Annotated in this window: 24 protein-coding genes; 12 read left to right on the plus strand and 12 right to left on the minus strand. The window is 66.5% G+C overall.

The genetic code is table 11. The features are described 5' to 3' along the window. Entirely contained in the window at positions 1-597 is a 597-nt protein-coding gene (locus MFF62_RS09870; protein ID WP_238262637.1) for a hypothetical protein, read from the plus strand. On the opposite strand, the gene MFF62_RS09875 is transcribed toward MFF62_RS09870, so the two are convergent. The 4 genes from MFF62_RS09875 to MFF62_RS09890 form a co-directional block, all read right to left on the minus strand. Then, positions 557-1,144 (minus strand): cysteine hydrolase family protein, encoded by a 588-nt coding sequence (locus MFF62_RS09875; RefSeq protein WP_238262639.1) that lies wholly within the window; start codon positions 1,142-1,144, stop codon positions 557-559. The genes MFF62_RS09870 and MFF62_RS09875 overlap by 41 nt on opposite strands. 56 nt (positions 1,145-1,200) lie before the next feature. After that, the gene (locus MFF62_RS09880) at positions 1,201-2,085 is read right to left on the minus strand and encodes an isocitrate lyase/PEP mutase family protein (protein ID WP_238262641.1); all 885 of its coding nucleotides are present in this window, start codon (positions 2,083-2,085) and stop codon (positions 1,201-1,203) included. Between the two features lie 136 nt (positions 2,086-2,221). Next, the gene (locus tag MFF62_RS09885) at positions 2,222-2,773 is read right to left on the minus strand and encodes a hypothetical protein (protein WP_238262643.1); all 552 of its coding nucleotides are present in this window, start codon (positions 2,771-2,773) and stop codon (positions 2,222-2,224) included. A 32-nt stretch (positions 2,774-2,805) separates the two neighbouring features. After that, positions 2,806-3,732, minus strand: a complete 927-nt coding sequence (locus MFF62_RS09890; protein WP_238262645.1) for a LysR family transcriptional regulator — start codon at positions 3,730-3,732, stop codon at positions 2,806-2,808. Positions 3,733-3,822: 90 nt separating this feature from the next. Between MFF62_RS09890 and MFF62_RS09895 the strand changes: the two genes are divergently transcribed. Then, the gene (locus MFF62_RS09895) at positions 3,823-4,590 is read left to right on the plus strand and encodes a sulfite exporter TauE/SafE family protein (RefSeq protein ID WP_238262647.1); all 768 of its coding nucleotides are present in this window, start codon (positions 3,823-3,825) and stop codon (positions 4,588-4,590) included. Between the two features lie 38 nt (positions 4,591-4,628). On the opposite strand, the gene MFF62_RS09900 is transcribed toward MFF62_RS09895, so the two are convergent. The 3 genes from MFF62_RS09900 to MFF62_RS09910 all read right to left on the minus strand — a co-directional run bounded on the left by MFF62_RS09900 (position 4,629) and on the right by MFF62_RS09910 (position 6,043). Then, on the minus strand, positions 4,629-5,033 hold the full coding sequence (locus MFF62_RS09900) for a hypothetical protein (RefSeq protein ID WP_309295904.1): 405 nt from the start codon (positions 5,031-5,033) through the stop codon (positions 4,629-4,631). Positions 5,034-5,041: 8 nt separating this feature from the next. Continuing rightward, on the minus strand, positions 5,042-5,458 hold the full coding sequence (locus MFF62_RS09905) for a cupin domain-containing protein (protein WP_238262649.1): 417 nt from the start codon (positions 5,456-5,458) through the stop codon (positions 5,042-5,044). Positions 5,459-5,530: 72 nt separating this feature from the next. Continuing rightward, positions 5,531-6,043: a DUF3016 domain-containing protein gene (locus MFF62_RS09910; RefSeq protein ID WP_238262650.1), complete on the minus strand. Its 513-nt coding sequence runs from the start codon at positions 6,041-6,043 to the stop codon at positions 5,531-5,533. Between the two features lie 90 nt (positions 6,044-6,133). On the opposite strand from MFF62_RS09910, the gene MFF62_RS09915 reads away from it, so the two are divergent. Continuing rightward, complete coding sequence (locus MFF62_RS09915; protein ID WP_238262652.1) at positions 6,134-6,601, plus strand: nucleoside deaminase; 468 nt, start codon at positions 6,134-6,136, stop codon at positions 6,599-6,601. Between the two features lie 168 nt (positions 6,602-6,769). Here MFF62_RS09915 and MFF62_RS09920 read toward each other — a convergent pair whose 3' ends face one another. From MFF62_RS09920 to MFF62_RS09930, 3 genes are all read right to left on the minus strand, one after another. Further along, positions 6,770-7,717 carry a Bug family tripartite tricarboxylate transporter substrate binding protein gene (locus MFF62_RS09920; protein ID WP_238263087.1) on the minus strand — a complete coding sequence of 316 codons (948 nt, stop codon included), beginning with the start codon at positions 7,715-7,717 and terminating at the stop codon, positions 6,770-6,772. A 242-nt stretch (positions 7,718-7,959) separates the two neighbouring features. Then, positions 7,960-8,700 carry a helix-turn-helix transcriptional regulator gene (locus tag MFF62_RS09925; protein ID WP_238262654.1) on the minus strand — a complete coding sequence of 247 codons (741 nt, stop codon included), beginning with the start codon at positions 8,698-8,700 and terminating at the stop codon, positions 7,960-7,962. A 279-nt stretch (positions 8,701-8,979) separates the two neighbouring features. Then, the gene (locus tag MFF62_RS09930) at positions 8,980-10,539 is read right to left on the minus strand and encodes a methyl-accepting chemotaxis protein (protein ID WP_238262656.1); all 1,560 of its coding nucleotides are present in this window, start codon (positions 10,537-10,539) and stop codon (positions 8,980-8,982) included. A 246-nt stretch (positions 10,540-10,785) separates the two neighbouring features. Between MFF62_RS09930 and MFF62_RS09935 the strand changes: the two genes are divergently transcribed. Further along, a complete protein-coding gene (locus tag MFF62_RS09935) occupies positions 10,786-11,382 on the plus strand; it encodes a PAS domain S-box protein (protein ID WP_238262658.1) in 597 nt (198 codons plus the stop codon). A gap of 24 nt (positions 11,383-11,406) precedes the next feature. On the opposite strand, the gene MFF62_RS09940 is transcribed toward MFF62_RS09935, so the two are convergent. Both MFF62_RS09940 and pdxR read right to left on the minus strand, forming a co-directional pair. Next, positions 11,407-11,895 (minus strand): DUF6130 family protein, encoded by a 489-nt coding sequence (locus tag MFF62_RS09940; RefSeq protein WP_238262660.1) that lies wholly within the window; start codon positions 11,893-11,895, stop codon positions 11,407-11,409. A gap of 181 nt (positions 11,896-12,076) precedes the next feature. Continuing rightward, on the minus strand, positions 12,077-13,492 hold the full coding sequence (pdxR, locus tag MFF62_RS09945; RefSeq protein WP_238262662.1) for a MocR-like pyridoxine biosynthesis transcription factor PdxR: 1,416 nt from the start codon (positions 13,490-13,492) through the stop codon (positions 12,077-12,079). Between the two features lie 92 nt (positions 13,493-13,584). Here pdxR and MFF62_RS09950 point away from each other — a divergent pair, with 92 nt between their 5' ends. From MFF62_RS09950 to MFF62_RS09985, 8 genes are all read left to right on the plus strand, one after another. Next, complete coding sequence (locus MFF62_RS09950; RefSeq protein ID WP_238262664.1) at positions 13,585-14,022, plus strand: cupin domain-containing protein; 438 nt, start codon at positions 13,585-13,587, stop codon at positions 14,020-14,022. 18 nt (positions 14,023-14,040) lie between these two features. Further along, on the plus strand, positions 14,041-14,496 hold the full coding sequence (locus tag MFF62_RS09955) for a carboxymuconolactone decarboxylase family protein (protein ID WP_238262666.1): 456 nt from the start codon (positions 14,041-14,043) through the stop codon (positions 14,494-14,496). Between the two features lie 217 nt (positions 14,497-14,713). Beyond that, a complete protein-coding gene (locus MFF62_RS09960) occupies positions 14,714-15,367 on the plus strand; it encodes a PepSY-associated TM helix domain-containing protein (protein ID WP_238262668.1) in 654 nt (217 codons plus the stop codon). 40 nt (positions 15,368-15,407) lie between these two features. Beyond that, complete coding sequence (locus MFF62_RS09965; protein WP_238262670.1) at positions 15,408-15,929, plus strand: DUF2271 domain-containing protein; 522 nt, start codon at positions 15,408-15,410, stop codon at positions 15,927-15,929. Between the two features lie 26 nt (positions 15,930-15,955). Continuing rightward, complete coding sequence (locus tag MFF62_RS09970) at positions 15,956-16,792, plus strand: DUF4198 domain-containing protein (RefSeq protein ID WP_238262672.1); 837 nt, start codon at positions 15,956-15,958, stop codon at positions 16,790-16,792. Between the two features lie 9 nt (positions 16,793-16,801). Continuing rightward, positions 16,802-17,806: an FAD:protein FMN transferase gene (locus tag MFF62_RS09975; RefSeq protein ID WP_238262674.1), complete on the plus strand. Its 1,005-nt coding sequence runs from the start codon at positions 16,802-16,804 to the stop codon at positions 17,804-17,806. Continuing rightward, positions 17,803-19,392 (plus strand): sulfite reductase subunit alpha, encoded by a 1,590-nt coding sequence (locus tag MFF62_RS09980; RefSeq protein ID WP_238262676.1) that lies wholly within the window; start codon positions 17,803-17,805, stop codon positions 19,390-19,392. Before MFF62_RS09975 ends, MFF62_RS09980 begins: the two co-directional genes overlap by 4 nt. Positions 19,393-19,494: 102 nt before the next feature. Next, the gene (locus MFF62_RS09985) at positions 19,495-21,924 is read left to right on the plus strand and encodes a penicillin acylase family protein (RefSeq protein ID WP_238262678.1); all 2,430 of its coding nucleotides are present in this window, start codon (positions 19,495-19,497) and stop codon (positions 21,922-21,924) included. Positions 21,925-21,944 lie beyond the last annotated feature (20 nt).

Consider the following 21,944-nt stretch of genomic DNA (forward strand, 5'->3'; position numbering starts at 1 on the left):
ATGTTCGAATGCAGGCACGATGTTTCCAACGATTCGAACAAGGACGCCATGTCGATGTTGACCCTGAACGCGCCACGCGCCGCATATGGCAGGGAGGCCACCATGACCGTGAGTCAGCTCAAGGTGGCCGGTACTCTGTGCGCGGCGACGATTGGCATTCTGATCGCTTCGATGACCTACGTGACGGGCCAGGCCCGCGATATGGTGATCGCGTCAGCCGTGCCACTGGTAAGCCGGCTCGACCGGGTGGATGTCCGCCTTGATCGGATGGATGGCCGCATCGACAGAATGGACGGGCGCATCGATGGGTTGGAATTGCGGATGGGCAAGCTGGAAGACCGCATGGGACATCGCGAAACCAGGATGGACAATTTCGAGGTCCGCATGGAGAAGATCGAGATCCGCATGGAGCGCGTGGAAACCAGCATCGCACACCTGAGAACCGACGTCGACAAGCTGATCGGCAGCGTGGCGGCATTGACGCGGCTCGTCGAGCGCCAAGCCAGCGTGCGTGCAAACAACGAGTCGGGACAGACCGAGTCCTGGGGGCCAGCCGTTACCCTTGGCGCAGACCAGGCAGGGCATCCACCGTCGTGACCGTGGCGATGGCGGCGAGGTTCTTCAGCGCCTGCCGATGGTCGTCTTCGCTGCGCGCCGCACAGGCGTCCTCGACCACAACTACCTGATAGTCGCGGTCATGCGCGTCGCGGGCGGTAGATTCCACGGCCCACGTGGTACTGACGCCGGTCAGCACCACTCGCTCCACGTGGTGCGTGCGCAGGATGGGTTCCAGCGCGGTGCCATAGAAGGCGCCGATGCGATGCTTGGTTACCACGCTGTCGGTGGGCTGCACGTCGAGTCCATCCACGAACGCCGTGCCCCAGCCGTCCAGCACCAGTGCACCGGCCCCGCGCGCCTTGCCGAAGAACGGCGAGTCCTTCGGATGCTCGGCATGGTTGCCGGAGAACCCGACCTTGACGAAGATGACCGGCCAGCCGCTGGCGCGCGCATGGGCGATGACCGCGTTGTTGGCGGTCACCAGGTTGCGCGCAGCCGCCTGCGCCGCGGTGCCGCCGCCGGCCAGCTTGCCTTCGGCGTGGACGATATCATTGATCAGGTCCAGAACGATCAGTGCCGTGTTCATGTCCGCCTCCCGCTCGCCAGGTTAGTTGCGCAGGTTGGTGCGCCAGGTTCGTTCGCTCAGTCGTCGCTCTTGTAGCGTCCGTCCAGTTCGTCGTACAGCGGCTTCCTGACCAGTCGCTGGCGTTCGCCGAATGGTGCGACGATGGCGGGGTCTTCGGTCATCTGGCCTTTGGTCTGCAGCATGTCCAGCGCCTGCTGCATGCCGCGTACCGCGCCTTGCAGCGCCGCGTTGGCGTAGAGCACCAGTCCGTAGCCCAGGCGCTCCAGCGCGTCGCGGCCCTGCACCGGCGTCTTGCCGCCAATGACGATATTGATCAGCAGCGGCGTGTTGAACAGCCCCGGCAGCCGTTCGATGTCCTTGGCATCCTCGATGGCTTCGAGGAACAGGATGTCGGCGCCGGCTTCGGCAAAGCGGTGGCCGCGCTCGATGGCGTCGTCGATGCCATGCACGGCGGCTGCGTCGGTACGGGCCACGATCAGGAAATTGGGATCATCGCGCGCATCGGTGGCGGCGCGGATCTTGGCCACCATCTCGCCGGTGCTGACCACATGCTTGCCGGCAAAGTGCCCGCACTTCTTGGGCATGACCTGGTCTTCGAGCTGGATGGCATCGGCGCCGGCCCGCTCCAGCGTGCGCACCGCATGATGCACGTTCAGCGCGTTGCCAAAGCCGGTATCGGCATCCACCAGCAGCGGCAGGTCCACGGCATCGCGCACACGCGACGTGTGCTCGGCAATGTCACTGAGTCCGATGAAGCCAAGGTCGGGCAGCCCGAACGACATGTTCGTGACGCCGGCACCGGTCAGGTAGACGGCCTGGAATCCCAGGTCTTCGATCACGCGTGCGCTCATGGCGTTGAATGCACCGGGCATCAGCAGTGCCTTTCGCGTGGCTACCTGCTGGCGGAAGGCCTGTCTGCGGGAAGAGGCTTTGGAGGTCATGGGGGCGTGCTCCAGTCGGGCGGGATGCCGGCGGGCATCCCGGAGTGTGCGTGGGCGCGGCCAGGGCGGCGCGCGATGCAGGCTGAAGAGTACACCCTGGCCGTCGACGTGGTGAAAGACCACGTGCCCGGCGTGTTCAGAGCGCCGCGGGTACCTTGGCCGGAGCGGCGGTGGCCGTCGGCTGGGATTTTTCCTGGCGGCTGCCGTAGGCAAAGTAGCGTGCCTTGGCGCCGCGGCTCCAGTAGGCCACCGTGAACTGCTTGCCGTCGCGTGCATAGAGCAGTTCCAGGGTGCCGTTGGCGGCCGCCCATTCGGCATAGGCGTTCTGGGCGCCGGCATCGGTCTTGCGCTTCGATTCGTAGCGGGCGTCGAGCTTGTGGCTCACGTCGTCCAGCGCGGTGCGGTCGAAGGTCAAGGTCACGAGCGTGACGATGTCCTGGGCGTCGCAGTTCACCACCGCACGGGACAGCCCGGGCAGGTTGAAGCGCTCCAGGCGCTTCAGCTCGAACGCGTCGCCGCCGGCCCACGGCGTCTTGCCGGTCTTCTCGCGATTGGGCCCGGGCGCCAGGCGCGCGCATGGGGTCTTGCCGAGCTCCAGCCCGAGGGGTGCCGCAATGCCACCAACGGCGGACTGGGCGTTTGCAGCCGATGCCAGGCACGCGATGGCCAGCAGGAATAGCTTCTTCATGGGGGAATGCTTCCAAACGATGACGGTGGATTTTACGGCTTTCCGGCGTCCGGACTTGAGGGATCGACCGCAGCCCCGACCGGGGCACCGCTGGTCAGTTGCCGTGCCAGCAGGCCGGCATGCGGCGTCAGCGCGCCAAAATCGCGTGCGCACAGGTACAGGCGCCGCGTGGCCCATGGCTCGGACAGCGGCAGGATGGCCAGTCCTCCCGGCATCGAACGCGCCAGCGCGTTGGACACGATAGAGATGCCGATGCCGGCGTCCACCAGCATCGCCACCTGTTCGGTGCTGCGCAACTGGACGCGATAGTGAAGCTGGTGGCCAAGCCGCGAGGCGCGCTCGGCAAGGTGGGCCTCCAGCGCCGTGTCCGCCATGCCGACGATGGGCTCGCCGACGATGTCGGCAAACGCGACCGTGGCTTGCGCGGCGATGCGGTGGCGGCGGCTGGCCACCACCACGAGCTGGTCTTGTGCGATGCGGTGGGTCTGCAGGTTCGCGAAATCGGTGAAGTCCGCCACGATGCCCAGTTCCGCGCGACCCTCGACCAGGGCCTGGACGATCTCGGGGCTGGGCCGTTCGCCCAGGTCCACCGACAGGTCGGGATGGTCGGCGAGAAAGCGGCACAGATGCGGCGGCAGGAACGACGCCAGCGCCGCCGTGTTCGACAACAGCCGGATGCGGCCCTTGAGGCCGGTGGCAAAGCCGCGCAATTCGCCGCGCATCTGCTCGACCTGGCCCAGGATCGAGCGGGCATGGCGTACCAGCGCCTCGCCGGCCGCCGTGGGCGTGACCCCGCGCCGGTTGCGTTCCAGCAACGGTGCGCCCAGCACGGCTTCCATCCCGGCGATGCGCTCGCTGACGGAGGCCACGGCCAGATGCATCGACCGCGCACCCTGGGTCAGGCTGCCGCATTCCACGACGCTCAGGAAGAGCCGCATATCGGTCAGGTCGAAGCGCACGCCAGTTGTCCCCTGCTTTCGGTTTGGCCGAAGTCTAGCACCGGAAATGCCAGATTGCGGAGGCGGCGGGCGATGGCTAGCATTCGCTCCATGGACCCCATACTTCTGGTTTTTGGCGCGGGATTTGTGGCCGGCGCGATGAATGCGCTGGCCGGCGGCGGCTCGTTCGTCAGCCTACCCGCGATGATTGCGGCCGGTGTGCCACCGGTTCAGGCGAACACATCGAGCACGGTCGCGCTGTTTCCGGGTGGCCTGGCCAGCGCCTGGGCCTATCGCGACGGGCTGGGTCCGGTCGGTTCGGTGCCGCTGCGCGCGCTGATGGTGGCCACGCTGTGCGGCGGCTTCGCCGGGGCGCTGCTGCTGTTGCGCACGTCGTCGGCGGCGTTCACGTTCGTGCTGCCCTGGCTGCTGCTGATCGCATGCGTGGCGCTGGCGTTCGGGCGCCAGCTGGGCGAGGCGCTGCGCCGGCGCTGGCGCATCCACGCGCATGCGGTGCTGGCCGTGCAGTTCGGGCTGGGCGTGTACGGTGGCTATTTCGGCGGCGCAGTCGGCATCATGATGATCGCCATGTGGGGTCTGCTGGACAGCCGCGATATCAAGAACCTCAACGCGCCGCGCACGCTGATGGTCAGTGCGGCCAATGCCGTGGCCGTGATCGCGTTCATCGTCGCCAATGCAGTGCGCTGGCCGGAGACGCTGGCCATGCTGATTGGCGCGGTCCTGGGTGGTTACGGTGGCGCGCTGCTTGGCAGGATGACGCCGCCGCGCGTGGTGCGCGCCGGTACGCTGCTGGCCACGTCATGCATCACGCTGGCGTTCTTCGTGAAGACGTACGGGCCGGCGCTGATGCACCGCTAGAACGCCGCTGGACGTGGTGGATGCGGGCGTCGTGGTTGCTAGTCGACCTGCTCGACCAGCGCGGCGTCCATCATCGCGATGGTCAGGCCGATCAACAGCGCGATGGCCGAGGCAATGAACCAGCGCACGGTCTTGCGGTACTCGGGAATGCTGTCGTCTTCCAGCCGCAACGCGCGAAACAACGCAAGGATCTGCAGCGCGACGGCCAGGATCAGGCACAGCGCGGCCGCGAGCGAACTGGCGCTCCAGTAGCCGGGACTCTCGAATCCCCAGAAGCGCCAGAACGCCAGCGAAAACCCCAGCAGCACCGTGATCGCGGTGATGATGCCCTGACGGAAGCCGGATGGCACCACCGATGGCGCTGGCACGGGTAGTGGCGCTTGCGGCAGCACGGGCGGCGGCGCGGAGCCCGGCTGGTTCTGGGGTGGGATGTCGGCAGGCATCCGCAGGCTCAGCGCTCGGTTGCCGGCATTTCCACGATGGCCAGTGTGGCGATATTGCCGCCGATCACCCGGCTCCGATGCCCCTTGCCGCGCGTGTCCTCCAGCAACAGGGGGTTTCCGGGCACCAGCGAGCGGCACTCGCCGTCGGACGCTTCGAATTCCATCTCGCCGTCGAGCATGAAGACCCACATGCGGATGGGCGCCGGATGCAGGTCGCCGACCCAACCCGTAGGCAAGACCAGGAATCCCTGCCGCACTGCCTCATCCAGGCGCGACACGCGGAAGGCAGGCGCCGGCGGCGCGAAGTTCCGCTCGGTCATCTCGAACGACAACGCACCAAAATGTGATTCGCCGGATTCATCGGCATAGATGCGCCCGAAGGCAAGTGTCGAATGACTGACTGGATAATCCGTGGATGCGGCCATGGCGTGCCTCCCCCTGATGTGTGCTCTCCAGTCTAGTCGGGCCATGCGGCGGCGCAACGCGTATCAGACCGCTCAGCCCTGTACGCGTCGGGTGATGGCGCGCGCGAACCAGTCGTCGAGCATTGCCTTTTCATAGCGGAGCGGATCGCTGTAACCGTACAGGTTCACGCCCCAGTTGAAGTTCATGTTGTTGATGCGCTCCTCGTTGATGGCGATGGTTTCATCGCCGTGCTTCAGCACGTAGCGCAGTGTCATGCGCGGCCACGTGGCGTCGCGGATCACCCGCACGTTGCTCTGGTAGCGCCAGTCGATATAGCCGGCCAGGTCGATGTCCAACACCTCGATCGTCAGCGAGTACCCAGGCGGCAGGTCACGTGCCGCAAGCCGCTGCAGGTGCTGGCGGATGGAATTGAGCACCTGGGGGTCGCTGCCATAGCCGTAGTGCTTCGACGCGTCCTGATAGGTTTCGGGATGGATGAAGGTGACGTCGAGCGCGCTCGACGGCGGCTCGGCCGCGATGGCGGAACCCAGCGTGGCCAGCATGGCCGCAACGGGGGGAAGAATGCGGGCAGTCAGGCGAGACATGGCACGTGCTCCAGAGGCCTGCGACGCTTTCAGCTTAGTACAGGCGGCCTGCGGTTATCATCGGCGCTTGCGATTTACCGGAAACCAGACATGTCGAATGCACAACGGTATCTGCGCGAGGCCATTCGCCTGGCGCAAGCCAACATGGAAGCCGGCGGCCGGCCGTTCGGCGCCGTGATCGTGCGGGACGGCGAGGTCCTGATGACGGCCGTCAACGAAATCCACAAGACCAACGACCCGACATCGCATGCCGAACTGAACGCGATCCGCGCGGCCAGCAGCAAGTTGGGCAGCCCGAGCCTGGCCGGGTGCGCCGTGTATGCCAGCGGCCATCCGTGTCCGATGTGCATGGCTGCCATGCGCCTGGCCGGCGTGACAGAGGTGGCGTACGCCTATTCGAACGACGATGGCGAACCATTCGGGCTGTCCACGGCGGCGATCTATGCGGATCTGGCGAAGCCGTTCGCGGAGCAGTCGATGAAGATCGAGTATGTGCCCGTGCGGCTGGAGGGGGAGGTGGATTTGTATGAGGGGTGGAAGCGGCGGCAGCGGGGATGATGCCTGAGGTGTTCGCCTCTCTCCCACAAGGTGGGAGAGAGGCGGGGGAGAGGGCAAAGCGGTTCAAATTGCGACAGATCGGCAAGCAGAGCCTCCGGCCCTCTCCCCCAACCCCTCTCCCGCGCACGGGAGAGGGGAGTCAGCACATGAGGGTTTGCTAACGAACCCTCAATCCAGCGTGATCTTCCCCGCCTTCACGATCTGCGCGTAGCGCGTGGTATCGCGGTCGATCAGCTTGCGGAACTCGTCGGGCGTGCTGCCCACGGGGATGAAGCCCAGTTCCGTGAGCTTCTTCGCCACGTCGGCGCTGCGCGCGGCGGCGGCGATTTCCTTGGCCATGCGGTCGATCACCGGTTGCGGCGTACCTGCCGGGGCCAGCAGGCCCGTCCAGGAACTCATCACGAAGCCCGGAAAGCCGGACTCTTCCATCGTCGGGATATTCGGCTCGCCGGGCCAGCGCTTGGCCGATGCCACGGCCAGCACGTTGATTTTGCCGGACTTGACGTGGGGCATCGGCACCAGCAGCGGATCGAATGCCACCGACACTTCGCCCGATACCAGCGCGGGCAGGATCGGTGCGCTGCCGTTGTACGGCACGTGGGTCATCTTGACCTTCGATTCCATGGCCAGCCGTTCGCCGGTCAGGTGCGCCGAGCTGCCAACGCCGCTGGAACCAAACGTCAGCGCATCGGGATGCTTGCGGCCGTAGTCGACCAGCTCGCCCACCGTCTTGGCCGGCACCTTCTTCGCAGAGAACAGGAACAGCGGCAGCTCCGCCATTTCAGCAACCGGCACCAGGTCCGACGGCTTGTAACTGAGCTTGGAATACAGCGACATGTTGGCGCTGTACGCGGCCAGCACCGACACGAAGGTGTAGCCGTCGGGGGTCGAACGTGCCGCCACGCCCACGCCCAGCGTGCTGTTGGCGCCGGGCTTGTTCTCGATGATGATCGGCTGGCCCAGGCTTTGCGCCACCTTCTCGAAGACCACGCGCGACACGGTGTCGGTGGACCCGCCCGGCGTGTAGGGCACGATGACCTTGATTGGCTTGGTGGGCCAGGCATCGGCCGCAATGGCTGCCTGGCCGGCAAAAACGGTGGCGATGGCAACGGCCATCCCGCACGCAACGCGCGTGGCTTGACGCTTGATACGCACTACATCTCCTTCACTGATGTTCTTCCGCACCCGGTGGCTGCGCCCCGAGGCTCTATGGCCGGGCATGGCCCAGTCTCGCGGATTATCCGTGAGGGATTCGGAAACCGGAGTCAGGGTCAGCCCCGGGTTTGCGAGGCAATGTGCGATAGCCGAACCGAAGTCTGCCCCGCGGCCCGCTTGCGTACTGCAGGGCAGGCGACAGGTCAGGCGGCTTCGGCCGCAGCCGAGGTGCCGGCCAGCATCGCGCCTTTTTCGCGCGCCATGAAGACTGCCTCGGTCTTGTTGCGCGCGGACAGCCTGCGGTAGACCTGCAGCGTATGGCTCTTCACCGTGGGGATCGAGATATGCAGGCGCCGGCTGATCAGCTTGATCGACAAGCCCATCGACAGCAGCACCAGCACGTCGTACTGCCGCTGCGTCAGGCTGAGTTGCCGCGCCTCGCTGACGCAGTCGGGCAACGTCAGGCCGATCGTGCGCGGCACGGCAATCGGCACCGCCGTCGTCATTGCGTCGCAGTCCATCCATTTCGGATCGTCTGCAATGCGTAGCGCCGCTCGTTCCATCGGCGAACCGGAGCAGCATCCGCTGCGGAGTGCGGCAATCATCTTGCGCAGCGTTTGCTCGATGGCTTCGAGCGTCGCGTTCTCGGGCAGCCAGGACAGCAACGGTGCGATCTCGCGCGGCGGCATCCATTGCACGATGCCTCCAGCGCTCAGGTACAGCACGCCACGGACCGCCGAGGCTGTGCCAAGCAGTTGCAGCATCGCTGCATCGTAGCCATGCAACAGTTCTCCCACGATCAGCAGGTCGATGCCCGCCAGCGAGGTGCCGCGTGCCAAACGCGGTGTCATCGCACGGCAATCGTCGATGTCGCCGATACGATGTAGCACCTGCTGAATACCCAGGCCGATCAACGGCCGGGACTCCACGACAGCAGCCCTCATGGTGACGCTCCCCCTAAATGTATTTCTTGGTTTGGAATCGACTATGCGGCAAGTTCCGTTCCATGGTGACTATCGGCCTGAAAGCCGCATGGGACGGTCGGGAGGATGTTTGGCGGCGTTACGGGTTACGTAACATTGGGAGGGTTCATCGGCGGTGATTCACGTTTTTGCCGATGAGATGTTAAGACTGGGTTAAGGCGGCAGGGCAACATATGCCGTGGTTTGCTCCCCTCTCCCGCGCAGTGGGAGAGGGGAGCAAACCAGGCAGCGATTTGGTGCTTACAAAGCCCCAGCGAGCCTGAACTGCCCCACCGCCCGATGCAACGCATCCGCCTGGTCTTCCAGCGACGCGGCGGCCGCCGTGGCTTCTTCCACCAGTGCGGCGTTCTGCTGGGCCATCTGGTCCATCTGCGATACCGCCTGATTGACCTGCTCGATGCCGCCGGTCTGTTCCTCGGTGGCTGCGCGCATCTCGCCCATCAGGTCGGTCACGCGCTTCACGGCATTGACGATTTCCTCCATCGCCTTGCCCGCACCTTCCACCAGCGTGGCGCCGTCGTCCACACGTTGGGCCGAATTGTCGATCAGTGCCTTGATCTCCTTGGCCGCCGTGGCGGAGCGCTGCGCCAGGCTGCGCACTTCACCAGCCACCACGGCAAAGCCACGGCCCTGCTCGCCGGCGCGGGCCGCTTCCACGGCAGCGTTCAGCGCCAGGATGTTGGTCTGGAACGCGATGCCTTCGATCACGCCGATGATGTCCACCACCTTGCCGGACGCGAGCTTGATCTCGCCCATCGTCTCCACCACCTTGTGCACGATCTCGCCGCCGCGCACGGCGATGTCCGACGCGCCTTCGGCAAGGTGCGCGGCCTGGCGCGCGTTATCGGCGCTCTGGCGCACGGTGCTGGTCAGTTCCTCCATGCTGGCGGCGGTTTCCTCCAGCGATGCGGCCTGTTCCTCGCTGCGGCGCGACAGGTCGACGTTACCAGCCGCGATCTGGCGCGCGGCACCGGCAATCGAATCGGCCGAGCCGCGAATCTGGCTGATGGCACCGGTCAGCTTGGTCTGCATCTGCTGCATGTTGTAGAGCACGCTGTCACGGTCGTTCGGCGCGGTTTCCACGTGGGTGCCCAGGTCGCCCTCGGCGATGCGCGCGGCGATCCGGGACGTCAGCGCGGGTTCGCCGCCCAGCTGCTTCTGCAGGCTGATCGAGATGCGCACCATCACCACGCTCATCAGCGCGCCCACGGCAACCAGCCAGCCCAGCGCCTTCCAGAGCGCGGTGCGGAATTCGGCCTGGATGTCGTCCAGGTACAGGCCGGCGATGTAGTTCCAGTCCCACGGCTTGAAGTTCATCGTGTAGCTGAGCTTGGGCTGCGGGGCGTCTGCGCCGGGCTTGGGCCACAGGTATTCGATGAAGCCGTGGCCGGTGGTCTTGCCGATCTGCGCGATGTCGCGGAACAGGTAGACGCCGTTGGCGTCCTTGGTGTCGGACATGTTCTTGCCGTTCAGTTCGGCCTTGATGGCATGCATCAGCACGACCGTATCCGAACGCATGATGGTGAAGTAGCCGTCGGCGCCAAAGCGCATCGCGCGCACCCGATCAATGGCCTGCTTCTGCGCTTCCTCGGTGCTGATCTTGCCGGCACGGGCCATGGCCTCGTATTCGGCAACCACTGAATTAGCGGTCTCGGTCACCTGCTGCAGCGCCACCTTGCGGTCTTGCAGCCGCTGGTCGCGCATCTGCCAGACGTTCCACAGCGTGATGGCCAGCAGGCACACCCAGCTCAGCACCAATGGCAGCATGAGCTTCCTTCTCAAACTCAGGTCTTGCAACATCCCACTCCTCCGTTTCGCTTCGTTGATCGACGGGACGCTTGGGGGACGTCCTCTACCAGCGGCGCTAACGGCGAGCGGCAACGGAAACTTGACTGAGGATTGATACCAATACGGGAATAGTGGAGAGGCCGTCGCTTTCTCATCATTACATCTGCCCGGATCGTATCTGTGTGTGGCAGTATCTCCAGAAACGTCGAATCTGGCGCAGCACTGCGCTTCCTGACGAAGCGAATGGAGAAGTAGCGGATGGACCGAGCAACGGAAGACGCGATCCTCACCCTTGCGAACGGCGCGCGGGACACGGTATTCCTGGTCGACCGCGGAGGCGTGATTCGATACGTCAATGGACGTTGTGCCGAGACGCTGGGATTTGCACAGTCCGATGTCATCGGACAACCGATCATTGAACTGGTGATGCCTGGCGATCGTGACCGCACGATCCGGGAGGCCGCGCAGGTGCTGTCGGGCCAGCACCGTACGGGATTCGAGAACCGCTACCAGCATCGCGATGGCCGCGCGATCTACCTGTCGTGGCAGGCGAACTGGCTCGACACGCACCAGTTGCGGATGGGCTTTGCGCGCGACGTCACGGCGCTGCGGCAACCGGCATGCGAGCACTTGCTGGCGTCGACGCTGCTCGACGCGCTGGACCCGATGGAGCGCGACGTGCTGGTGCTGCTGCTGACCACGGCATCCGAAACCCAGATCGCCGACCGATTAGGCCAGAGCGCCGCGACGACGCAATCGCATGTGCGCAACGTATTCCGCAAGCTCGGCGTGCCGGGTCGGTTGGGCCTGATGAGCCTGTGCCTGCGCGACCTGGAAGCACCCGCCGAAGCTTGACGACGGTGGCGACGGCAGCGTCGCTCAGTGCTGATGTGGAGCCGGTGCCGCCGCCTTCACGTCGGGCACCGTGACCGGCACGATCTCGGTGGCCAGGATCTTGTGCGTGGGATCGGCCAGTTCCAGCCGCAGCTTGTGCGCGCCCGGCTTCAGCCCCACCACGATGATCGGGTCCTCGCTGGTATGCGCCCACGTGCCGGGCGCGTCATCGACCGTGACGTGAAGGTGCCCGATGCGCGGCGACACTTCGGAAGCGGTCTTGCCGAACACCGGCATCACCCGAAAATTCTCGGTACGAAACTGCACGATGACCACGCCCCGCGCCAACGGTTCGGCCAGCGGCGCGTACGGCACCAGCCTGGCGGCTGCCTCGTTGTTGAGCGGCAGCACTGCCGGCGGGCGGATTGCATCCTGCGTGGCCTGCGCCTGTTGCGCCGATGCGGGCGTGTTGAAGAGGGCAGCGGTGGCGATGGCCACGGCGGCAACGGGCAGGAACTTCAGGGTACGGCGCATGATGTGACCTTCTTCGCTTCGGGATGGGTCCCGAATCTGAGCATAGGCGCGCCGCGCATCGTTGCGAATTTTGTATGGCTACGTATCGGCAAGTATCGTGCGCCGCGCCCGATACTTGCCGATACGTTTTGCGCTGGCCTTCCCTGACTGCCGCGCCATACGGCAATCGCCTGGGGAGACCTCAACCGAACTTGCGGATCAGTTGCTGCAGCCGGTCGCACGCATTGGGCACCTGCCGTTCGATGGCCGTGGCCACCCCCAGCAGCATCCCCGAGCGCTGCGTGGCGGGGGAACAGTACATCGGTGACAGTGGCGCGGGTGCCAGACCATAGGCATAGGCTTCACGGGCGATGCGCTTGTCGTCCGCGCCATCGGGCAACTGCACGATCACGGCCAGCCCCGCCGCATAGGCATGGAATTGCCGCGCCGCCAGCGCGTCGAGCAGTGTCTGGCTGCGCTGGGTATAGACGCGTTTCATGCGCCGCAGGTGGCGCAGGTAATGGCCGTCGCGCATGAACTCGGCGGTAGCGGCCTGCACGGCTGGCCCGGGCGCCGATCCCAGGCACGCCACCACTTCCTCGAAGCGAGCCACCAGACCGGGGGGCACCATCACAAAGCCAAGCCGCAGCGTCGGGCTGATGGTCTTGCTGAACGATCCGATATGGATCACGCGACCGGCGCGGTCCTGCGACGCCAGCGCCGGTGCAGCGCGGCGCTTGAGCTGCAGTTCACCCAGGTAGTCGTCTTCGATGATCCACGCATCGGCCCGGTCGGCCCAGTCGAGCAACTGCACGCGGCGCGCCAGCGACAGCGTGGGCCCCAGCGGCGCCTGCTGTCCGGCCGTGACCAGGGCCAGCGCGGCGTCGGGTGCGTGGCGTTCGCCATAGCCGATGTCCATGCCTTCCTCGTCGACTGGTACGGGCACGGTCGTGAACTGGCTGAGCGCCGCCGCCGTACGGCTGGGCAGGAATCCCGGGTTCTCGACCCATGCCGTGCGCCCCGGTGCCTGGATCACACGCAATGCCACGCCCAGCGCGCCCGTGAATCCAGCGGCGATGAAGATCTGCGAGGGCTGGCATTCGATGCCGCGGGCCAGTGCCAGGTGGGCGGCAATCTCGCGGCGCAGCACGTGTTCGCCACGCGGGTCCGGATACGACGCGGGCGCTTCGATTTCCTCGCGCACCGCGCGTGAGCGCAGGCGTGCGAACAACGTATCGGGAAAGCAGTCGGACGCCGGCACGCCCATCTGGAACACGGCCGGGCCGGGCAGGAAGTGCTGATACAGCGCCGATTGCAGGTCAGATGCGATGGATCGTGCCGGACCGGTGCCGGGGCGGGCCCGGGCGGTGTGGTCGGCCACCCGCGTGCCGTCGGCGCGTGAAGACACCAGCAGTTGCGCATCCACCAGCCGTTCATAGGCCGCCTTGACGGTGCCCCGCGCCACGCCAAGCTGGGTGGCCAGATCGACCCACGACGGCAGCCGGGCGCCGGGCACCAGTACCTGTTTCTCGATGGCGCCGGCAATGCCAAGCCTGATCTGCTCGGAAAGTGATGTGGCGGACCTGCGGTCCAGTTGGAGATCGAATGGGGCGGTCATGGTCTCTGGTACAGCGATATTTGCGATTCTTGGTTCTTTGTCTTGCACCACGGAGCGTCCATGATTCTATCCATCCAAACCGGAGATGCATCATGAAACCAAGACACCTTCTTGTTTCCGTCGTTGCGGCGCTCGGCCTGGCCGTGGCAGGCACGGCGGCGGCGCACGGCACGGCCGGCCACTCGGCTGGCGAGAGCGTCAAGCCCAACTTCGCGCAGGCGATTCCGAACATTCCCGGAAAGTCGCTCATTGCCGTGGAAGTGGACTATGCGCCTGGCGGCGCGTCGAAGCCCCACCTGCACGCCAAGTCGGCGTTCATCTATGCCTACGTGGTGTCTGGCAGTATTGCCAGCAAGGTGAACGACGGGGCGGAGCGCGTCTACAAGGCCGGCGAATCGTTTTACGAAGACCCAGGTTCCCGGCATGGTGTCAGCCGCAATGCCAGCAAGACTAAGCCGGCCAAGCTGCTGGCCGTGTTTGTCGTCGACACCGACACTGACCCCAAGGACCTGACGGTCTACGACAAGTAAAACCCAAGGAGCACTGAAATGAGACTGGACTACACCAAGGCGTCGCCGGGCGGCGTGAAGGCACTGGGCGGCGTGTATGGCTACATCCTGCAATCGGGCCTGGAAGACACGCTTGTCGAACTGGTCTACCTGCGCATCAGCCAGATCAACGGCTGCGCCTATTGCCTGGACATGCACACGCGTGACCTGATCAAGAAGGACGTATCGCCGCAGAAGCTGGCGCTGGTACAGGCCTGGCACGAGGCGGGCGCCATGTTCAGCGACCGCGAGAAGGCCGCGCTGCGCTGGGCCGAGTCCGTGACCCGCGTGGCGGACACTCATGTGCCCGACGCCGATTTCGACGCGGCCGCGAAGGTCTTCAGCGAAAAGGAACTGGCTGACCTGACAATGGCCATCGGCCTGATGAACGCGTTCAACCGCCTGGCGATCAGCTTCCGCCGTGAGCCGGACTCGGCGCTGGCTGCGAACGGTTGATTCATGACGTGGCGCGCCCGACATGGGCGCGCCGGCAGGGTGCGCGCGTAATCAACCGTAACCAAAACAACCGGGCGCAATGCACGTGTTGGGTTGCCGCACCAAATGAGAACAATTATCATCCGTCGGTCCGCGCTGGCATTGTGATGCCGGCGCCCGCTTTCGCGGCGGGATGACGCGCCGTCTGGCGCACCCCGCGCATCGTTACCGCACCCGAATGACCGACACCGCGCCAGTTTCCGGCCAGCAGCGCCGTGCCTTCTGGCTCAAGCATCTTCACCAGTGGCACTGGATCAGTTCCGCGATCTGCCTGATCGGGATGCTGATGTTCGCCATCACCGGTTTCACACTCAATCACGCCGGCCAGATCGAGGCCCGGCCCAGTGTGGTCACGCGCAGCGAGACCGCGCCGCGCGACGTGATCGGCGCACTGCGCCGCGCCATGCCGGCCGGTGCCGAGACGAAGAACCAGAAGGGCGCCGTACCGCCGGCGCTGGCCGAATGGCTGGACCGCGCGCTTGGCGTCGACGCGGCGGGGCGCGAAGCCGAATGGTCGGCCGATGAAATCTATGTGGGCCTGCCGCGCCCGGGCGGCGATGCCTGGGTCAGCGTGGCGCTCGACTCTGGCGAGGTGCAATACGAATCCACCTCGCGCGGCGCCGTCTCTTACCTGAACGACTTGCACAAGGGCCGCAACACGGGCCGCGCCTGGAGCCTGTTCCTCGACGTCTTCGCGTTTGCTTGCCTGGTCTTCAGCGTAACCGGGCTGTTCCTGCTGAAGCTGCATGCGTCGGGCCGCATGGCCACATGGCCGCTGGTGGGCGCGGGACTCGTGATTCCGTTGCTGCTGGCGATCCTGTACATCCACTGATCATCCGCTCATCCACTCCATCTAGAAGGTAGTTCTGACAATGCGCCGACTCCTGACCGTCACCTTGACCGGCCTTGCCGCCGCGCCGCTGACGCCCGCCATGGCCGCCGACCTGAACGTCAAGGTCGAGATTCCCCGCCTTAACGTGGCTGAATACCATCGCCCGTATGTGGCGATGTGGATCGAGCGCGCCGACCAGACCCCGGTGCAGACGCTGGCGGTCTGGTACGACGCGAAGAACAAGGAAGGCGAAGGCACGAAGTGGCTCAAGGACATGCGCCAGTGGTGGCGCAAGGCCGGCCGCGACCTGCAGATGCCGGCCGATGGCGTGTCGGGTGCCACGCGCGCACCGGGCGAGCATGCGCTGACCTTCAAGGAAGGCAAGGCGCCGTTCGCGAAGCTGCCGGCCGGCGAGTACCAGCTGGTGGTGGAAGCCGCGCGTGAAGTGGGCGGCCGCGAACTGGTGCGCGTGCCGTTCACGTGGCCGGCCAAGTCGGCCCAGACCGCGACTGCCAAAGGCGAACACGAACTCGGCGGCGTGACCGTCGAGGCAAAACCCTGATCCGAACCGAAGCCCGGAGCCTGACGATGACCAAGCCTGCCCGTACCTCTTTCCGTCTGTCCACCCGCCTCGCCGTGCTGGCGCTGGCGGCCTTGGCGCCGCTGGCCGCGCACGCGCACCGCCAGTGGCTGCTGCCGTCGGCCACGGTGCTGTCGGAGAAGGACGCCTGGGTGACCGTGGACGCCGCGGTGTCCAACGACCTGTTCTACTTCGAGCACGTGCCGATGCGGCTGGATAACCTGGCCGTGACCGCGCCCGACGGCAAGACCGCCGTGCAGGCCGAGAACGCCGCCACCGGCAAGTACCGCAGCACGTTCGACCTGCACCTGACCCAGCCCGGCACCTATCGCGTGGCCGTGGTGAACCAGGGCGTGTTCGCAAGCTGGAAGGAAAACGGCCAGACCAAGCGCTGGCGCGGTGCCGCCGATGCGTTTGCGCAGAACGTGCCGGCTGGCGCGCAGGACCTGCAGGTCAACGAGATCGCAGGCCGCGTCGAAGCCTACGTCACCAACGGCCGTCCCACGCGCCAGGTGCTGGCGCCGCAAGGCAAGGGCATGGAGCTGGCACCGATCACGCACCCGAACGACCTGATCGCCGGCGAGACCGCCAGCTTCCGCCTGCTGCTCGACGGCAAGCCGGCCGCCAACCAGAAGGTGTCGGTGGTGCCGGGCGGCATCCGCTATCGCGACCGCCTGAACGAGATCGAGGCCACCACCGACGCCGACGGCAAGTTCAGCGTCAAGTACCCGGCCCCGGGCATGTACTGGATGGAAGCCGAGACGCGCGACAACAAGACGACGATCAAGGAAGCCAAGGCGCGCCGCGCCACGTACGCCGTGACTGTGGAAGTGCTGCCGCAGTAAGGACCGTTGATGCATCGCGTGCTGATTCCCGTCGCGCTGTCCGCGCCGCCGCCGTCGCCTGTGCCGCAGGGGCAGGTGCGGCAATGGGTCGGCCAGACGATGGGCACCACGTGGTCGGTCAGCGCGGTGCTGGCGCCGGGGCAGCATGGTGACGGCATCGAGGCGGGCATCGTCGGGGTGCTGGACGGTGTCATCGCCCAGATGAGCAACTGGTCCGATACCTCGGACGTGAGCCGCTTCAACCGCGCTGCCGCCGATAGCTGGCTGACGCTGCCCGAAGACTGCTTCGCGGTGCTGCAAGCCGCGCTGCAAACGGCGCGCGACAGCGGCGGCGCCTACGATCCCACTGCAGGGCCACTGGTCGACCTGTGGGGCTTCGGCCCGGCCGGCGCGCGCACGTCGGCCCCGTCCGTGGACGACGTGGTGCGTCTGCGCCAGCGTTGCGGCTGGCAGCGGATCGAGGTCGATGCCGCGCATCGACGCGTGCGGCAGCCCGGCGGCATCGCGCTCGATTTCTGTGCGATTGCCAAGGGCTTCGCGGTCGATGCCGTGTCACGCCATCTGCACGCGCGGGGCCTGAGCCACCATCTGGTGGAGATCGGCGGCGAGTTGCGCGGCCAGGGACTGAAGCCGGACGGCATGCCGTGGTGGGTCGAACTCGAAGCGCCGGTGGCCGATGGCAGCGCTCCCACGCGCACGCTGGTCGCGCTGCTTGGTTTGTCGGTGGCGACGTCGGGTGACTATCGACGTTACTTCGAGCAGGACGGGCAGCGCTTTGCCCATACGATCGATCCCCGCACCGGCTATCCGGCGGCGCATGCGCTGGCTTCGGTCACGGTGATCCACCGCGATTGCATGATGGCCGACGCGCTATCCACCGCGCTTACCGTGCTGGGGCCGCAAGCGGGCATGGCCTTCGCGCAACGCCAGGCGCTGGCCGCGCGCTTCCTGGTGCGCACGCCCGACGGTTTCGACGAACACACTACACCGGCCTTTGCCGCGATGCTGTCATGACGCGCTGGCTCTGGTGGATTCTCTTTTTCTCTGGCGTGGCGCTGGCCTGGCTGTCGCACAACCGGCTTGGCGCGGCGGCCGGCGTGGTCGTGGCCTATCTGGCGTTCTGCGCCGGGGTCATCGGCTCGCATCGCCGCCGCCGGGCGGCACGCGCGGCGCTGGCCGCTCCCGAAGATGGCGCCGACCGGCCGACGCTGGTGGCGTATGCCAGCCAGACCGGCTTTGCCGAGCAACTCGCCACGCAGACCGCGCAAGCGCTGCGCGGTGCCGGCATGCCGGTGCAACTGCTGTCGTTCGCGGAACTCGATGGCACGCGGCTGGCCGCGTGCGGGCAAGCCTTGTTCGTGGTCAGCACCACGGGCGAGGGCGATGCGCCGGACATGGCGTCGGGGTTTGCGCGCCGGCTGCTGTCGGGCATCGCGCCCGAGGCGCTCAAGCCATTGCGCTACGGCGTGCTGGCGCTCGGTGACAGCAGCTATGCGCGCTTCTGCGCGTTCGGCCATGCGCTAACTGGCTGGCTACAGCGCCACCACGCGCAGCCGCTGTTCGACATGGTCGAAGTGGACAACGGCGACCCCGGCGCGCTGCGTCATTGGCAGAACCACCTGTCCGCGCTGAGCGGCGGCGCCGAGATCGCGGACTGGGAACGCCCGCGCTATGGCCGCTGGCAACTGGTGGATCGGCAACTGCTGAATCCGGGTAGCCAGGGCCAGCCGGCGTACCACTTGGCGCTGGTGCCCGAGGATGCTGCCGACCTCGACTGGCAGGCCGGCGATATCGCCGAAGTGGGGCCCTGCCAGCCGCCTGAGGTAGTGGCGCGACTGCTGGACCGTCTGGCGCTCGACGGATTGACGGCGGTGCGCTGCGACAGCCGTCCGATGACGTTGACGCAAGCATTGGCCACGCGCCTGCCGCTACCCGACGCGCATATGGAAACGATGGCGGGTCTGGCGCCGCAGGCGCTGATCGATGCGCTGCCCGCGCTGCCGCACCGGGAGTATTCGATTGCTTCGCTGCCCGCGGACGGACGGCTTGAACTGCTGGTGCGTCAGACCGTGCATGAGGACGGCAAGCTGGGGCTGGCATCGGGCTGGCTCACGCGGCATGCGGAAGCGGGCGCGCATATCGCGCTGCGGGTACGCGTCAATCGCGCGTTCCATGCACCCGTGGACGACCGGCCGCTGATCCTGGTCGGTAACGGCACGGGCCTGGCCGGGCTGCGCGCGCTGATCAAGGCGCGTGCGGCGGCGGGCCATCGCCGCAACTGGCTGCTGTTTGGCGAGCGCTCCGCCGCGCACGACGATTTCCATGGCGCGGAAATTGGGGCGTGGCTGGAGCAGGGCGTGCTGCAGCGCGTCGACCACGCCTGGTCGCGCGATGGCGGGGCGCCGCACTATGTGCAGGACGCTGTGCGGGCCCATGCGCCGGAGATCGTCGATTGGGTGGAGCAGGGTGCTGCCATCTACGTATGCGGCAGCCTGCAGGGCATGGCCGGCGACGTGCATGCCGTGCTGACCGACATGCTTGGCGAGGCGCGGCTGCAGCGGATGGTCGAGTCCGGTCACTACCGGCGCGACGTCTACTAGTCAGCCGCCCGCACGCCAACGCGCGTTTTTGCGGCGGCGCAGGATCGCCGCCGCCGTCACATTCCGCTATCCTCGCAAATCAGTTTCCGCCGAGGAGTCCCGATGTCCCGTCTCACCCGCGCCGCCACCGTAGCCGCCCTGTGGCTTGCCGCCGCCAGTCTGCCCGCTCATGCCGCCGGCCCCGACAAGTTCACCGTACCCGGCCTGGAAAAGCCGGCCACGGTGCTGGTGGACCGCTGGGGCGTGCCGCATATCTACGCCGGCACGCTCTACGACGCGTTCTACGTGCAGGGCTTCATGGCCGCCCGCGACCGCCTCTGGCAGATCGACCTGTGGCGCAAGCGCGGGCTGGGCGAGATGGCCAAGGACTTCGGCCCGGCCTATGTGGAAGGCGACCGCATGGCCCGCGCGGTGCTGTTCCGGGGCGACATGTATCGCGAATGGCTGGCCTACGGATCCGACGCCAAGCGCGTGGCCGAGGCGTTCGTGGCAGGCGTGAACGCCTACGTGGCGCAGGTGGAGGCGCGGCCCGAGCTGCTGCCGCCGGAATTCAAGATCCTGAACTACAAGCCGTCGCGGTGGCGCGCCGAAGACATTGTGCGCATCCGCCACCACGGGCTGACGCTCAATTTCACCGGTGAAATCGACCGCGCGCAAATCTTCTGCTACGTGAAGCCGAACGCGTTGCGTGCCGACTGGGTGCGCCGCGAACTGGACCCGCAGGTGGAACCGAAGGTGCCCGATGGGCTGGACACCTGCGCCGTGCCGGGCGCCGAACTGCGCAAGGCCTACGATCTGGCCACCGCCGCGCCGCGCTTTCCGAAGGACTGGTGGTCGCAGGGGGCAAGCAAGGCCGAGAACCTTCCGGTCGATCAGCTATACGCGACCGTCGACGCGAACAGCGACGCCGGCCGCAGCCTGGGCTCGAACAACTGGGTGATCGGCGGCAGCCGCACCACCACGGGCCGGCCGATCCTGGCCAACGATCCGCACCGCGCGCATGGCGCGCCCAGCCTGCGTTACATCAGCCATCTCAACGCGCCAGGGCTGTCGGTGATCGGCGCGGGCGAGCCGTTCCTGCCCGGTATCTCGATTGGCCACAACGGCACCATCGCATTCGGCCTGACCCGGTTCTACATGGACCAGGAAGACCTGTATATCTACGAGACCAATTCCGCGCAGCCGCACGAGTACCGCTACAAGGGCCGCTGGGAGCCGATGGAGACGGTCACCGAGCAGATCGTGGTGCGCGGCGAAGCCACGCCGCGCAAGGTGACCATCGACTACACGCGTCATGGGCCGGTGCTGTATGCCGACGGGAAAGCCAACCGCGCCTACGCGCTGCGCGCGGCGTGGCTGGACCTGGGTATGGCCCCGTACTTCGGGTCGATGGACTATATGCGCGCCCAGAACTGGGACCAGTTCCGCGCGGCCATGAACCGCTGGGGCGCACCGGGCGAGAACCAGGTCTATGCGGACCGCTTCGGTAATATCGGCTGGATTCCCGGCGGGCTGACCGTGAACCGTCCGAACTGGGATGGCCTGACGCCGGTGCCCGGCGATGGCCGTTACGAGTGGGCCGGCTATCGCAACATGGACGAGCTGCCGTGGGCCTTCAACCCGGCGCCGGGTTATGTGGTGACGGCCAACGAGAACAATATTCCGGCCAATCATCCGGCCGCGAAGATCGGCGTGGGCTACGAGTGGAGCGACAGCTCGCGCGCGCGGCGCCTGAAAGCGCTGGTGGCGGCGAATCCGCGGAGTTCGCTGGAAGACTCGATGGTGTGGCAGAACGACACGGTGTCGCTGCCCGCGCAACGCGTGGTGGCACTGGTCAAGCCGCTGAACAGCCCCGACGCGCAGGTGCAGCGCGGCCTCGACCTGCTGCGTAACTGGGATGGCAACGAGCGCGCCGACAGCGCGGCCGCCGCGTTGTTCGAGGTCTGGTTCAGCAAGCATCTGCGCACGGCCGTGGTACGCGCGGCGCTGTCGCCGGAAGGCGCGCGCCTGACTGGCGCCGGCGACGCCAGCCGCGTGATCGCGGTGCTGGAGCGGCCCGATACGTGGATGACGGTCGACAAGCGCAACGAGATCATGATGGGCACGCTTAAGTCGGCCATGGTGGAAGTCGAGAAGAAGCTCGGCACTGACCCCAAGGCCTGGCAATGGGGCAAGCTGCACACGGCCGTGTTCAGCCATCCGCTCGATCCGATCCTGGATGCAGGCCAGCGCCAGCAGTTCGACGTCAACGCCGGGCCGATCGGTGGCTCGTCATTCACGCCGATGAACACCAGCTACCGCAACAACGACTTCCAGCTCACGGCCGGCGCATCGTTCCGCATGGTGCTGGACGTGGGCAACTGGGATGCGTCGCGTGCGGTGAACACGCCGGGGCAATCGGGCAACCCGGCCAGCCCGCACTACCGCGACCTGGCGCCGCTGTGGGCCAAGGGCGAGTACTTCCCGCTGGTTTATACGCGCAAGGCGGTGGAGAAGGAAAGCAAGGAACGGGTGGAGTTGGTGCCGCAGTGATTGCGGCTCACCCGCGGCGT

Source organism: Cupriavidus pauculus (assembly GCF_022179805.1).
GTDB lineage: Bacteria > Pseudomonadota > Gammaproteobacteria > Burkholderiales > Burkholderiaceae > Cupriavidus > Cupriavidus pauculus_E.

Bases quoted from the DNA above. Each gene is read 5' to 3' on its own strand.
- MFF62_RS09870 (WP_238262637.1), top strand. From the start codon at position 1: ATGTTCGAATGCAGGCACGATGTTTCCAACGATTCGAACAAGGACGCC.
- MFF62_RS09875 (WP_238262639.1), bottom strand. From the start codon at position 1,144: ATGAACACGGCACTGATCGTTCTGGACCTGATCAATGATATCGTCCAC.
- MFF62_RS09880 (WP_238262641.1), bottom strand. From the start codon at position 2,085: ATGACCTCCAAAGCCTCTTCCCGCAGACAGGCCTTCCGCCAGCAGGTA.
- MFF62_RS09885 (WP_238262643.1), bottom strand. From the start codon at position 2,773: ATGAAGAAGCTATTCCTGCTGGCCATCGCGTGCCTGGCATCGGCTGCA.
- MFF62_RS09895 (WP_238262647.1), top strand. From the start codon at position 3,823: ATGGACCCCATACTTCTGGTTTTTGGCGCGGGATTTGTGGCCGGCGCG.
- MFF62_RS09900 (WP_309295904.1), bottom strand. From the start codon at position 5,033: ATGCCTGCCGACATCCCACCCCAGAACCAGCCGGGCTCCGCGCCGCCG.
- MFF62_RS09905 (WP_238262649.1), bottom strand. From the start codon at position 5,458: ATGGCCGCATCCACGGATTATCCAGTCAGTCATTCGACACTTGCCTTC.
- MFF62_RS09910 (WP_238262650.1), bottom strand. From the start codon at position 6,043: ATGTCTCGCCTGACTGCCCGCATTCTTCCCCCCGTTGCGGCCATGCTG.
- MFF62_RS09915 (WP_238262652.1), top strand. From the start codon at position 6,134: ATGTCGAATGCACAACGGTATCTGCGCGAGGCCATTCGCCTGGCGCAA.
- MFF62_RS09920 (WP_238263087.1), bottom strand. From the start codon at position 7,717: ATGGCCGTTGCCATCGCCACCGTTTTTGCCGGCCAGGCAGCCATTGCG.
- MFF62_RS09925 (WP_238262654.1), bottom strand. From the start codon at position 8,700: ATGAGGGCTGCTGTCGTGGAGTCCCGGCCGTTGATCGGCCTGGGTATT.
- MFF62_RS09930 (WP_238262656.1), bottom strand. From the start codon at position 10,539: ATGTTGCAAGACCTGAGTTTGAGAAGGAAGCTCATGCTGCCATTGGTG.
- MFF62_RS09935 (WP_238262658.1), top strand. From the start codon at position 10,786: ATGGACCGAGCAACGGAAGACGCGATCCTCACCCTTGCGAACGGCGCG.
- MFF62_RS09940 (WP_238262660.1), bottom strand. From the start codon at position 11,895: ATGCGCCGTACCCTGAAGTTCCTGCCCGTTGCCGCCGTGGCCATCGCC.
- pdxR (WP_238262662.1), bottom strand. From the start codon at position 13,492: ATGACCGCCCCATTCGATCTCCAACTGGACCGCAGGTCCGCCACATCA.
- MFF62_RS09950 (WP_238262664.1), top strand. From the start codon at position 13,585: ATGAAACCAAGACACCTTCTTGTTTCCGTCGTTGCGGCGCTCGGCCTG.
- MFF62_RS09955 (WP_238262666.1), top strand. From the start codon at position 14,041: ATGAGACTGGACTACACCAAGGCGTCGCCGGGCGGCGTGAAGGCACTG.
- MFF62_RS09960 (WP_238262668.1), top strand. From the start codon at position 14,714: ATGACCGACACCGCGCCAGTTTCCGGCCAGCAGCGCCGTGCCTTCTGG.
- MFF62_RS09965 (WP_238262670.1), top strand. From the start codon at position 15,408: ATGCGCCGACTCCTGACCGTCACCTTGACCGGCCTTGCCGCCGCGCCG.
- MFF62_RS09970 (WP_238262672.1), top strand. From the start codon at position 15,956: ATGACCAAGCCTGCCCGTACCTCTTTCCGTCTGTCCACCCGCCTCGCC.
- MFF62_RS09975 (WP_238262674.1), top strand. From the start codon at position 16,802: ATGCATCGCGTGCTGATTCCCGTCGCGCTGTCCGCGCCGCCGCCGTCG.
- MFF62_RS09980 (WP_238262676.1), top strand. From the start codon at position 17,803: ATGACGCGCTGGCTCTGGTGGATTCTCTTTTTCTCTGGCGTGGCGCTG.
- MFF62_RS09985 (WP_238262678.1), top strand. From the start codon at position 19,495: ATGTCCCGTCTCACCCGCGCCGCCACCGTAGCCGCCCTGTGGCTTGCC.